Genomic DNA, 13147 nt, shown 5'->3' with positions numbered 1-13147 from the left:
GAAGTTTTGAAAGACAGTTTTACTTTTGATAAGCAGATCTAGGTTAACCCTATTTTACAATAAAACCCCTCTAACTCAAGGTATACTGTGATTCAATTATAGATAAATTTTTTATCTAAAATTCAAAGTTTAATTGGGGTTGATTTTGGGGGCTTGCCATTCTCCTTGCAAGGTAAACGCGGCCCAAAAGTAGGGAGATGACCATTTATTTTGTTGCCACATATCAATTTGAGCGACTCGTAAAGCGGCGACGGGGGATAGGTTTTGTTGTAGCATTCGTTGATAAAATTTTACCATTAATTCTGAAGTGGCTTGGTCATCAACTTTCCACAAACTTACCACGACTCGGGGCGCACCTGCATACATAAATCCCCTCGTTAAACCGACTAATCCTTCACCTTGAATATTTTCTCCGAGTCCCGTTTCGCAAGCACTTAAAACGGCTAAGTCTGCGGAAAGTTTGAGGTTAAAAATATCATATAAACGCAAAAAACCATTTAAAGGTTCTCCCGTTTCATCCACTAAAGATAAGACTAAACCGGAGAGTTCAGGAGTCTCGCTATTGAGTAAACCATGAGTGGCAAAATGAAGAAGCCGATATTGATTAATTTGTTGACTGGTGACAAATTCTCGACGAGCTGAAAAGCCAAATTGTTTGGTACTATTAATCGTTGGAATTAAGTCTAAAATTCGTTCAGCTTCTTTCTCGGTAAAGGGTAAACGATCAAACAAAACCCCTGATTCTCGCGCCGAACGTTCTAACTCAGGCGGTAGCGGTTTCATCTTTTCTGGAACTACATTTTTCACCCGATCATCTTGATAGCTAAAAACCGGATCAGCCAGTATTGCTAAAGCTTTGGGTGCGGGTGTTCTTCCCTTCATTTCTTGACGTAAAACCGCTAAGGTTGAAGCAGAAGGAATGGTGACAATTTCATGGTTTACAATTAATGGCGTCCAGTCTTCTTCTAAGATTAATGTTCCGGGGGTTGGTAAGGCGTTAAACGGTACATATTGTAACACTCCATCCGCAACAATTAATAACCGTTTTTGACTGAGTTTTTCGGAATTGGGTAAGATCATCTCTGCTAATTCTTTACCCGTATCTTCGGCTAGTTTTCGGCGAATTCGTTGAGTTGGAAGTAAAAAAGAATCTCTAAATTCTGTGACTTGACGTTCAATTTCTTCGCGCCCAGGGAGTTCATAACTTTCGATGGAAGTTGGCGTAACAACCCATAAATAACTTCTATTTTTTCCGAGAGCATATTCTAATAAAATAGTCTCTTGCTCGAGAACTTTTTGCTGAATTTCAGTCAAGGTTAACGGTTGCGGTTGAGTTAATTCTGCGTAGTGAGGACTGCTGGCCCTAATTTCTGTTAATAATCGGCGATATTGTTGGAGTAAACTATCGATTTCCTGATTAATTGTGAGTCTTTGTTCTTCAGTATGTTCACGACTGAGTAAGCGAACTCGCAACTGTTCTAATGCACTAAGTTCTTGTTGCAGTTGTTTCTTTTCTTGTAATAATTTAGGGTCAATTCCAGATGTAACTTCTCCCCCAGATTCAGCTAATATTTCTAATAAACTTCTCGCTTTTGCTCGTTCACTGGCTTGTAAGGCTAACCCATCATAACCTTTTTCGGGATTTTGTTTATGGAGTTGCATTAACAAATCAATATAGAATTCATAATATTCCTGTTTGGAAGCAAAAAAAGAGGTTCTTAAATCTTGACGATCAACTTTTGTTCGTAAGTCTTCAATGATTTCTAAGGCTGCTTCTATCGTTTTAACTGCCGCTTCTAACTGACCTTGTTCGCGTTGAATTTGAGCAATATAATAAAGACTCAGTGGTTGTTTAGTTCTGTCTCCAACGGTTTGTCTAATTTGCAGAGATTGAGTACAAATTTCTAAGGCTTGATCTAAATTTCCTTGTTTAAAATCAACATAACAAAGGTTATTTAACGTACTGGCTTCTCGGGTGCGATCGCCTATTTTTTGCCAGAGTGGTAAGGCATCATTATAAGTTTGTTGAGCGAGTTTAAATTGATTAGATTGAGCATAAATATAGCCCTGATTATTCAACGTTGCGGCTTGTCCGCGAATCGTTCTCACATCAGCTCTTTCAGGTAAAGCGTTCCAATAGTTCAAGGCTTGAATATAGGTTTCTTTGGCTTTCTCTAGTTCACCTTGCTCGGAATAAACTTGACCCATATTATTTAAAATCAAAGCCGTCATTTTGCGATCCGCCGAATTTTCAGAGCGTTGCAAAAGCAATTGAGCTTGTTTATAATAACCTAACGCCCGATCTAATTCTCCTAACTCATAATACAGTAAACCCATACTATTTAATGTAGCGGCTTCTGCGGAGTCTAATCCTATTTCTTTTCGGAGACTGTGAGCTTTTTCATAGGCTTCTAACGCCTTTTGATATTCACCCCATTTGAGATAAACTTCAGCAGAAAGTTCTAAAATAGGAGCCTCCCAATACTCCGGTTGAGACAATTGAGGAAGTAATCGTAAAACCTGACGATAATAATTGATAGCGGCTTGATATTCTCCTAAGTCAGCATGAATTAAACCCAAAAATTGCAACGTCGTTGCTTCTTGAGTCAAATCACCCTGTTCTCGCCAAAGTTTCAAGGCAATTTCTAACTGTTCAATGGCTTGACGTAAAGCCGCACCNACCCAAAAATTGCAACGTCGTTGCTTCTTGAGTCAAATCACCCTGTTCTCGCCAAAGTTTCAAGGCAATTTCTAACTGTTCAATGGCTTGACGTAAAGCCGCACCTGTTCCTTGACGATACTGATTTAATCCTGTTTTTAGAGCTTGTTGTGCCGGATTTTCAGTGTTTACTGCTAGAATCATTTTTTCTCTGATTTCCCTATCCCAAAAGTTAGAGGGGTTGGGAGACTCAACCGGAACAACAGGCTGAATTTTTCCTGATAGAAGAACGCCCAGTAGAAAAGTGACTTGAAGCGTTCGCGACAACCGCCTGATCAAGAAGATTTTTTTCGGTTTGTGTTCACAGGTCATCGGTTAACTTAAAATAGCTTTTATAACAATCTTTGATTGATCCTTTCTTATCCNATCCCAAAAGTTAGAGGGGTTGGGAGACTCAACCGGAACAACAGGCTGAATTTTTCCTGATAGAAGAACGCCCAGTAGAAAAGTGACTTGAAGCGTTCGCGACAACCGCCTGATCAAGAAGATTTTTTTCGGTTTGTGTTCACAGGTCATCGGTTAACTTAAAATAGCTTTTATAACAATCTTTGATTGATCCTTTCTTATCCTCTTTCTCAATCTTAACCGCTAAACCAGATGATGCCACTAAACTTTATTTTCAGTTACCATCGTTGTCAAAAAACCATCTTCAGCCTGCTTCCGGGTTTGTCTTTTGCTGTCGGATTTGAACTGCTAAATGTTCCCGCTTTGGCTCAAATTGATCTGGCTATCGTTCAAGAAATTTTAGATGGGGAAGAAGTCTTCATTCAAGAACAGCAAGCCAAAGTCGAAGACAAAGCTGATTTAGGGCAATTAATTCATACTCAAGAATCTCGTGCAAGTATAGAATTTAATAATGGTGCCGCCGGACGCATTGGAACAAACTCTCGCGTTACTGTTGGTCAATGTGTGGAAATTCAACAAGGTCAAGTGGTCGTGAGTGGGCCTGCAAATGGCTGTATTGGAGGGTTTTCAGTCGGAGTTAAAGGTACACTTTATATTATGGAAACCACCGAAGATGGCACCGGAAATATTAAAGTATTAGAGGGAGAAGTTGAAGTCACTTCTCAAGAAGCAGGTGCAGTTCCGATTATTTTAAGGGAAGGTCAAAAAATAGGCGTTTTACCGGGTGTACTCGGACAAATTCAAGACATTACACCCGAAGAATTGGCTCTGATTTTAACCGGAGAACTGTTTTCTGGGTTTAATATTCCAATTACGCCAGAAGGTGCATTACAAGCGATGTGTCAGCGAATTGTTCCGCCTAATTTTAGTTGTTCTGCAAATGGGGTTCCGACTCCTAATATTCCAACACCGCCTGTTCCATCAGTTCCTAGACCTTCAATTCCGGGTTCACCTTTCTAAGTTTAATTAATTGTTTAAAACATGAATTGACTTGAGTCTGTATGAGTAGGCCTGAAAAACCCGGTTTATCTGATCAACGGGGTTTTTATTCCGCGCTAAAGCGCCACAACAAAACGTTCTAGTAACCATAAAACCCCAGGTAACGTAATAAAACCAAGTAAGGTTGAAACCACAACAACCCTGGCAGCTAAAGCCCCGTCCCCGCCAAATTCATTCGTCATTAAAAAGGCTGTAATTGCAGTGGGCATTGAACTTTGAAGAACTAAAACTTTTAAATCTAAAACCGCTAACCCTAACATTTTTCCCACTGCAAACGCAATAACTCCCCCACCGATAAGCCGCAATAAACTCGCACCGACTTCATAGCCAGTCAGTTCAAATTTACTCTGAGAAATTTGGATTCCTAACATCAATAAACCCAAAGGAATTGCGGCTTCTGCTAACAAATTTAATCCTTCATCTAACTGAAATGGCAGTTGAACATTAAACCCTCGCAAAGCCACGCCAAAAAATACCGCCCAAGTGAGAGGAAGTCTCAACATAAACTGAATCGAAGAACGAAAACCACCCTTTTGTAAAAAAGCAGGAACCGTCGTTAACACAACAACATTCCAAACAATTAAATACACAATTGCCCGTTCAAGTCCCGCCTCTCCTAACGCAAATAACGTCACTGGAAGCCCTAAATTTCCGACATTCGGTAAAGCCGTTGTGATCACAAAGTTTTTCTTTAAATCAGTTGGAAACTTCAAAGAATCACTCAATTGCCAAGCGGAAACACACCAAGTAACAAACGTAATTAAAAACCCAATTGTAATCGCAATCGCATTTTCTCCACTCAGCGTTGTTTTGTAGAGATTATCAACAATTAAAGCCGGAAATAACACATACAAACTTAGACGAGACAGCGTAGATTGATCAAGATTAATCTTTTTTCCGACAATATAGCCAATCAAAACAATACAAGCTACAGGCAAAATTGCGGAGAGAATTACAGTCATAAATTTAGAGATATATTCTTCAATCCCATAAAAATTAGAGACGCCCTTAATGAACGCCTCTAAAACATTTCAACTCAATTAAGCAGCCGCCACTAAACCACTATGAACCAATAACGGTTGGGTACTCGGTTCACGTCCTCGGAAGGATTTAAAGACTTCCATCGGGGGTAAACTTCCGCCCAAAGCTAACACCGTTTCTCGGAAGCGTTTACCTGTTTCAGCCATTGCTTTTTCATCTTCTAATCCCGCTTCTTCAAAGGCATAAAACGCATCCGCACTGAGAACTTCTGCCCATTTATAACTGTAATAACCTGCGGCATAACCGCCCGAAAAAATATGCCCAAAAGCACATAAAAAGGCATCTTCAGGCAATGGTTTCAACACGGTTGTATTTTCAGCAATGCGGTTTCTGACGTCAACAACTGTTTCCTTTCCACCCGGTTGATAACGATGATGTAACTCAATATCGACCAACCCAAAATGAATCTGTCGCAGCATCACCGTTGCACTCATATAAGTGCGGGAGGCTAACAGCTTTTGATAATAATGTTCAGGCAAAGATTCACCTGTTTGATAATGTTTTGCCATGCCAAACAATGTCGAGCGATCATAACACCAATTCTCCATAAATTGGCTGGGCAATTCCACCGCATCCCATTCAATATTATTAATTCCGGCTGCCCCTGCATAATCAACCGTTGTTAACATATGTTGTAAACCGTGACCAAATTCATGGAATAACGTTTCCACCTCACTAAACGTCATTAAACTCGGTTTTCCATCAACAGGCGGCGTTTGATTACACTGCAAATAAGCCACAGGTAAACGAACCGTAGATGCACCATTTTCTGTTATTTTTGCACGAGTAATACACTCATCCATCCAAGCCCCACCCCGTTTTTCAGCCGGACGACTGTAGGCATCTAAATAAAAATAAGCAATCGGATTTCCCGCCTCATCAGCCACTTGGAAATAACGCACATCTTCATGCCAAACTGGGGCTTGACCATCGGCAGAAATAATCGTAATTCCAAAAATCCGTTGGACTAAACCAAACAACCCTTCTAACACTTGGGTAAGCGGAAAATAAGGGCGTAATTCTTCATCGGTAAAGGCAAACTTTTCTTCTCGTTGACGTTCCGACCAAAAACCAATATCCCAATGTTTTAAGTCTTCCGCTTCCGGTGCCTCTTTGGAAGCTGCAAAGGCTTTTAATTCTTCAAATTCTTTCAGGGCTGCATCATAACTAACCACCCGCAATTCTTCCGATAATGCCTCGACTGCTTCCACACTCGGCGCCATTTTACTCGCTAAACTTAACTCAGCATAACTGTTAAAACCGAGTAATTTAGACTTTTCTTGACGCAATTGTAAAATTTGTTCAATTAAGGGGAAATTATTCAATTCATTCTGAGAAGCCCGACTCATATAAGCCTTATAAACCTGTTCCCGTAATTCTCGCCGTTTGCTAAACTTTAAAAACGGGCCGAAACTCGGAAAATCTAACGTAATTCGCCAGGGGCCGTTTTCTGCGGTGGCATTTTCTATCCCTTCTGAACGCGCGGCTTGGGCGGCTAAACTGAGTAAACTGGGCGGTAAACCTTCTACATCTTCCGGTTCAGTTAACGTCAAACTAAACGCTTTCGTCGCATCTAAAACATGATTGCCAAATTTAGTCGAAAGTTCGGCTAATTCCAGTTCAATTGCATTAAACCGATCTCGTTTTTCTCCTTCTAAACCCACACCCGACAGTTCAGCATCTCGAATTGCCGCTTCAACAATTCGCTTTTGGGCTGAGTCTAAAGTCTCCCATTCCGAAGACTCCCGCAATGCTTTAAATGCTTTATAAATCGCTTGACTTTGATTGAGTTTATTAATGAACTTTACAACTTTGGGCTGTATTGTTTCATGGGCTGTTCGCAGTTCCGGGCTATTTTTTACACCCATTAAATGACTCACAGTTCCCCAACTCCAAGTTAAACGTTCCTGGAAAAGTTGCAACGGTTCAACTAAACCTTCCCAAGTCGGTTGTACATTCGCTTCTAAACTTGCAAGTTCGGCGTCAAGTTCTTCTAATAATTGCGTCATCTCGGGAACCACCGCATCCGCTTCGATCATCTCAAACGGAGGGAGTCCTTTTCCTCGAAGCAATGGCTTGTCTGCTGTTATGCTGTTCGCGATCATTCCTTTTTCCTGTCTTCCTGTAGGGGGTCATTCAATTGTTATACCAAGTTCTGGGGGTTTAGTGCAGCAAATGGCCGAAAATAAACTTGAGTCTCCACCGGCAAATGATCCGAACCCGTCGAAGCCAACACCTTTGTCATTTTGGACTCCCCATCTGGAGAATACCAAATATAATCAATCCGAAACAGCGGATAATCAAGAGTTTGAGTCGAATTTTTCATCAGAAAATTGAGCGGCCAACCTTGAGGCCAGGTTAAGCCTAAACCCCATCCAGACTCTCGAAAAGCATCCCGTAAAACTTGNTGGAGAATACCAAATATAATCAATCCGAAACAGCGGATAATCAAGAGTTTGAGTCGAATTTTTCATCAGAAAATTGAGCGGCCAACCTTGAGGCCAGGTTAAGCCTAAACCCCATCCAGACTCTCGAAAAGCATCCCGTAAAACTTGGCGCAATCGATGATAATCTTGAGTTTGGTCGGTGAGATTAAAGTCACCTGCTACAATTACAGGGTTTGTTTCTTTCTGAAGTCTTTCGACTAAATCGATGATTTCTTCAGAACGTTCACGATAATCATAAAAGGGGATTTTTAAAAAGGGTAAAATCTGTTTAAAGCGAATCCAAGGTGAAATGGTTTGAATATTATAAAGCGTTATTTCTTGTTCGTTAATCCTGGCAATTGCCCGCTGCTGAAATTCCGAATGATCGGCCAAGTGAATGGTTTCAGTCTCCCGGAGAGGAAACTTACTTAAAATTGTTGTTCGATTAATCGCTGAAATATTCGAGAGANTTTAAAAAGGGTAAAATCTGTTTAAAGCGAATCCAAGGTGAAATGGTTTGAATATTATAAAGCGTTATTTCTTGTTCGTTAATCCTGGCAATTGCCCGCTGCTGAAATTCCGAATGATCGGCCAAGTGAATGGTTTCAGTCTCCCGGAGAGGAAACTTACTTAAAATTGTTGTTCGATTAATCGCTGAAATATTCGAGAGAATGACGAATAAACCCGAAAAACAGACATAAAAATTATCTCCGCTCAAATAGATTTAGCGTGGCTTTATCAAATTTGATAGCCAAAACCCTAGATGTAGTGTATGATTGTGAATCCCTGTTGAATTCCAATTCCCCTAATGGCTGTCAATCATCTGATCGAGTGGAACGCAAGCTGCGTTGACGAACAACTTACCCAACTTAATGTTACTCCCTTAGAAGGCTATCGTCCCCTCGATTATCTGCTTTATTCTGATAGTTTACCCCGTCGTAATGATGGCCGAATTAGCGATCGCATTCTCAACCGTTATCAACACCTCTACGAAGGCGGTTGGTGGTGTTCCGGGATTGATATTCTCACCGGAAAAGATGACCTCTGGGGCTGTTTTAAACCCCTTCAACCGCGTATTAATAGCGATCGCAACAAAATTATTAAATATGAACATCCGCCCCAAACTCCCACCGGAATTTTTGCCTTAAGAGTCTCTCAACCCATCTGGGAACGCATCGCTCAACGTTACCATTTTACCCTTTTAGAAACAGATATTCAAAATGATCAAAGTGATTTAGGATTTTGGGATTGGGTAATTAATCATCCCGAAATTCCGCTTTGTATTACCGAGGGGGCGAAAAAAGCCGGGGCGTTATTAACAGCAGGGTATGTTGCCATCGCCCTTCCCGGTATTCACGGAGGTTATCGAGTTCCTAAAAACGAGTGGGGGAAACCCATCGGAAAATCTCGTTTAATTCCACAATTACTGAAATTAACAGCATCTAACCGAGACATATATATTGTTTTTGATCAAGACAGCAAACCCAACACGATAAAAGCAGTTAACACCGCCATTAAACAAACAGGCTATTTACTGACTCAACAGGGTTGTTCTGTTAAAGTTATTAGTTGGAATCATCAATGGGGAAAAGGGGTTGATGATTTAATTTTAACCCATTCTCAAGCAGCTTTTGATCAAGCCTATGAAACAGCTATTCCCTTAGAAACTTGGAAAGCATTGTCGTTTAACTGTTTAACCTATCCGGCGACTCTGCAAGTTAATCAACGGTATTTATCGACTGTAGAAATCCCTCAAACGGCTAAACTGATTGGGATCAAATCACCGAAAGGAACAGGTAAAACCCAATTTATAGAACACATTGTTAAACAAGCGAAAAAATCGGGGCAACGAGTCTTAGTTATTAGCCATCGGATTCGTTTAGTTGAAGCATTATGTCAGCGATTTGGGTTAAAATATCTTCAGGGAATCGAAACAAATTCACCTCAAGAAAAAACTCCGGGTTATGGTCTTTGTATTGACTCTTTGCATCCCGGTTCTCGTGCGAATTTTCACGCAGAAAGTTGGTCAGATAGCTTGATTATTATTGATGAAGTTGAACAAGTATTATGGCATGGGTTGAATTCTGATACCTGCCGCCATCAACGAGTGGCGATTCTGAAATCCCTCAAAACATTGATGCAAAATGTTATCGGAGGAAACGGAAAAGTCGTCGTTGCGGATGCAGATCTCAGTGATATTTCGATAGATTATCTTCTCGCGTTAGCCGGAGTACAACAAACACCTTTTATTATTCATAATCAATGGAAACCGCAAATAGAAGACGCTTGGTCAGTTTATAATTATAGTGGAAATACACCCAAACAACTGGTTAAAGATCTAGAACACCATATCGCCGAAGGGGGTAAACCGTTTGTCTGTTTATCCGCCCAAAAATTAGCCAGTCAGTGGGGAACCTGCACCCTAGAAACCTATTTTAAAACCCAATTTCCTGAGAAAAAAATCCTGCGAATTGATTCAGAATCTCTCGCCGATCCGACTCATCCCGCTTATGGTTGCATTCCTCAAATTAATCACATTCTCAAAAATTACGATATTGTATTAGCGTCGCCCTGTATTGAAACGGGGGTCAGTATAGACCTACAAGGACATTTTACCTCAGTTTGGGGCATTGCTCAAGGGATTCAAGCGGAAAATTCTGTGCGTCAAGCGTTAGGACGAATTCGAGACAATCTCCCTCGGTTTTTGTGGTTAGCCACTCATGGGTTTAATCAAGTGGGAAATGGCGCCGTTTCTATGAAGACATTACTCAGTTGTAACCATCGGTTAACGCGGTTAAATATTCGCCTTTTACAACAATCTGATTTTGAGGCTTTAGATGATTTAGAAATAGGATTTCAAGCGGAATCTTTACTCTGTTGGGCGAAAATGGCGGTACGGTTTAATGCAGGGATGAGTCAATACCGAGAGTCAATTTTAGCCGCATTAGCAGCAGAAGGTCATCGGATTTTTGAGGTGACTTCTGATCGGAAGCTATCCTCAAATTATCAACAAAATATCGAGAATAAAAAATCATCCCGTCCGAGTTTATCGGAGATGATTTCCGCCGTCCGCGATCAAAACTATCAAGCCGAATGTCAGGCGATTTGTCAAGCCCCTGAGTTAAGCGATCGCCAATATCAAGCCCTACAAAAACAGCTCGTAAAAACCACAGAAGAACGCCGATCACAACGCCAATATGAGTTAAAATTACGATATAGAATTCCCGTGACCCGTGATTTGATTGAAAAAGATGATCAAGGATGGTATGATCAACTGAGGATTCATTATTTTCTAACCCTTGGTCGTCCGCATTTAAGTTATCGAGATGCAGCGATCGCCTATCGATTAATCGAACAAGGTCAGGGGAGTATTTTTGTACCCGATTTTAACCGTTCCCAACAGGGGGCGATGATTGGAGTGATGGAATTATTCGGAATTTCTGCTTTAATTCAAAATCCCCAACGAGAATTAAAAAATACCGACAAAGATTTACAGAAAATCGCAGAAATAGCATTACGAGATCGGTTAGCCATTAAATCAATTGTCGGGATTGGACTGGCTCAAAATTCTAGCCCGATTGTGATTATTAGACGATTTCTTGATAAAATAGGGTATAGCTTAGAATGCTTACGATTAGAATCTCATCAGAAAAAACGAATACGAGTCTATCGCATCGTTGAACCCGATGATGGACGATGGGAAGTCTTTCAACAGTGGTTTGCTTGTGAAAATCAATCTCCGGGACAATTCCCCTCACAACTGCAAAACTCGCGAAATGCGATCGCACAGACGGGCCGAGTAGAAGCAGAATTTACACAACTCTGTTTGCAATTTTAGAGTACAAGCCTTTAAAACAGCCTGGAATTTGTAAAGTCTGTGTAAAACTTCAGTAAAACCACTGACAAATCCTGAGAGAAAATGCAATGATGATAAATAGCAATACCGAATACCTCCAAGAGAAGGGAGCATATCTCGGCTAAATTGCTAAATAGATTGATTCGTTTAGGGTCTGTAGGTGTTAGCCTGAAGAGCAAAAATTTCAGATATTTTCTGAAAAAAAAGCTCAAACATTTCTCTCAAAAGGATCATCTAAGTTTCCTGTGGTCAATTCTCCTGTGTTCAATGTTTTCTGTGTGTGATTTGTTTAAAGCTTGAGTTTTCTGTGGTCAATTAAGTCAAAAAAGTCTCGACTTAGGTTGAGGCTATTTTTTTGATTACAAAGAATTGGTATTAGCTGTTAAAAAGGAGTTTTTGCATATTCTCCGCAGATAAAGGTTTAGAGAAGTAATAACCTTGTCCTAATGGACAGTCTAAATGTTGTAAAGTGTTAAGTTGTTCGGCGGTTTCTATTCNTTTAAAGCTTGAGTTTTCTGTGGTCAATTAAGTCAAAAAAGTCTCGACTTAGGTTGAGGCTATTTTTTTGATTACAAAGAATTGGTATTAGCTGTTAAAAAGGAGTTTTTGCATATTCTCCGCAGATAAAGGTTTAGAGAAGTAATAACCTTGTCCTAATGGACAGTCTAAATGTTGTAAAGTGTTAAGTTGTTCGGCGGTTTCTATTCCTTCTGCGATCGCTTGAATCTGTAAAGCATTAGCCAGGATAATCATCGTTCTAACAATTTCAAAGCTGTGGGATTCTGAGTTCATATTGCGAACAAAGGAAATATCAATTTTTAGGCTATCCACTGGAAAACGATGCAGATAACTTAAAGATGAATATCCGGTACCAAAATCATCCAAAGATAAGCCAATTCCCCGAGATTTTAGTTTAGAAATACTCTCAGCAACTCCCTCGGGATTTTCGAGCAATGCAGTTTCTGTCATTTCTATTTTCAGAGAGTGTTTTTCTAAACCTGTCTCATTTAAAATCTTTGTGACTTGTTCTATCAGATTAGCTTGAACAAATTGTCGAGCTGAAAGGTTGACACTGAGAACAAAAGGAGGATGATTTTTGCGGTTTTCATTCCACTGATGAACCTGCTGACAAGCATCTCGCATTACCTTCCAATCGATGAATGTAATTAAGCCTGTTTCTTCTGCAATGGGGATAAAATGAGCGGGAGAAATAAGTCCTCGTTCGGGATGATTCCAACGAACTAACGCTTCAAAACCATTAATTTCATTGGTTTTTAGATTGACAATGGGTTGATAATAAACCTGAAATTCATTTCGCTCTAAAGCCCNCCTGCTGACAAGCATCTCGCATTACCTTCCAATCGATGAATGTAATTAAGCCTGTTTCTTCTGCAATGGGGATAAAATGAGCGGGAGAAATAAGTCCTCGTTCGGGATGATTCCAACGAACTAACGCTTCAAAACCATTAATTTCATTGGTTTTTAGATTGACAATGGGTTGATAATAAACCTGAAATTCATTTCGCTCTAAAGCCCGTTGTAAATCACTTTCTAGTTGTTGAAGTAATTGCACCTCTTCCCGCATTGTTGCATTAAAGATTTCATAGCGTCCTCGACCTAAAGTTTTGGCGCGATACATAGCAATATCAGCATCTCGAATCAGATCATCAACTTGATTGTAACCTATCGAACTTAAAACAA

General features: G+C 40.3%; 8 protein-coding genes and 2 pseudogenes. 2 read left to right on the top strand and 8 right to left on the bottom strand.

The window, feature by feature from the left end; translation table 11 throughout:
- Positions 1 to 129: 129 nt before the first annotated feature.
- The gene (locus WN50_RS14555) at positions 130 to 2658 is read right to left on the bottom strand and encodes a CHAT domain-containing protein (protein ID WP_082172444.1); all 2529 of its coding nucleotides are present in this window, start codon (positions 2656 to 2658) and stop codon (positions 130 to 132) included.
- A 22-nt stretch (positions 2659 to 2680) separates the two neighbouring features.
- Positions 2681 to 3031, bottom strand: a 351-nt coding sequence (locus WN50_RS30965) for a hypothetical protein (RefSeq protein WP_235440966.1), incomplete at its 3' end; no start/stop codon positions are given.
- 285 nt (positions 3032 to 3316) lie between these two features.
- Between WN50_RS30965 and WN50_RS14550 the strand changes: the two genes are divergently transcribed.
- Entirely contained in the window at positions 3317 to 4084 is a 768-nt protein-coding gene (locus tag WN50_RS14550; RefSeq protein WP_235440965.1) for a FecR family protein, read from the top strand.
- A 95-nt stretch (positions 4085 to 4179) separates the two neighbouring features.
- Here the strand turns inward: WN50_RS14550 and WN50_RS14545 are convergent, their stop codons facing one another.
- From WN50_RS14545 to WN50_RS14530, 4 genes and pseudogenes are all read right to left on the bottom strand, one after another.
- Positions 4180 to 5085, bottom strand: coding sequence for an AEC family transporter (locus WN50_RS14545; RefSeq protein ID WP_046277510.1), 906 nt, complete (start codon positions 5083 to 5085; stop codon positions 4180 to 4182).
- Between the two features lie 78 nt (positions 5086 to 5163).
- The gene (locus WN50_RS14540) at positions 5164 to 7269 is read right to left on the bottom strand and encodes a M3 family metallopeptidase (RefSeq protein WP_046277509.1); all 2106 of its coding nucleotides are present in this window, start codon (positions 7267 to 7269) and stop codon (positions 5164 to 5166) included.
- Between the two features lie 195 nt (positions 7270 to 7464).
- A pseudogene (locus tag WN50_RS37585) lies at positions 7465 to 7571 on the bottom strand (hypothetical protein); the annotation flags it as partial.
- Position 7572: 1 nt separating this feature from the next.
- On the bottom strand, positions 7573 to 8025 hold a 453-nt coding region (locus WN50_RS14530), incomplete at its 3' end, for an endonuclease/exonuclease/phosphatase family protein (protein ID WP_342586756.1).
- Between the two features lie 373 nt (positions 8026 to 8398).
- Between WN50_RS14530 and WN50_RS14520 the strand changes: the two genes are divergently transcribed.
- Complete coding sequence (locus WN50_RS14520) at positions 8399 to 11428, top strand: plasmid replication protein, CyRepA1 family (RefSeq protein WP_046277508.1); 3030 nt, start codon at positions 8399 to 8401, stop codon at positions 11426 to 11428.
- Between the two features lie 603 nt (positions 11429 to 12031).
- Here the strand turns inward: WN50_RS14520 and WN50_RS14515 are convergent.
- Positions 12032 to 12774: pseudogene (locus tag WN50_RS14515) on the bottom strand (putative bifunctional diguanylate cyclase/phosphodiesterase); the annotation flags it as partial.
- A gap of 1 nt (position 12775) precedes the next feature.
- Positions 12776 to 13031: EAL domain-containing protein (locus WN50_RS37580; RefSeq protein WP_425354808.1), on the bottom strand; the 256-nt coding region annotated here is incomplete at its 3' end.
- Positions 13032 to 13147: the final 116 nt, after the last annotated feature.

This window comes from Limnoraphis robusta CS-951, assembly GCF_000972705.2.
This window is presented reverse-complemented; position numbering and strand designations above follow the sequence as displayed.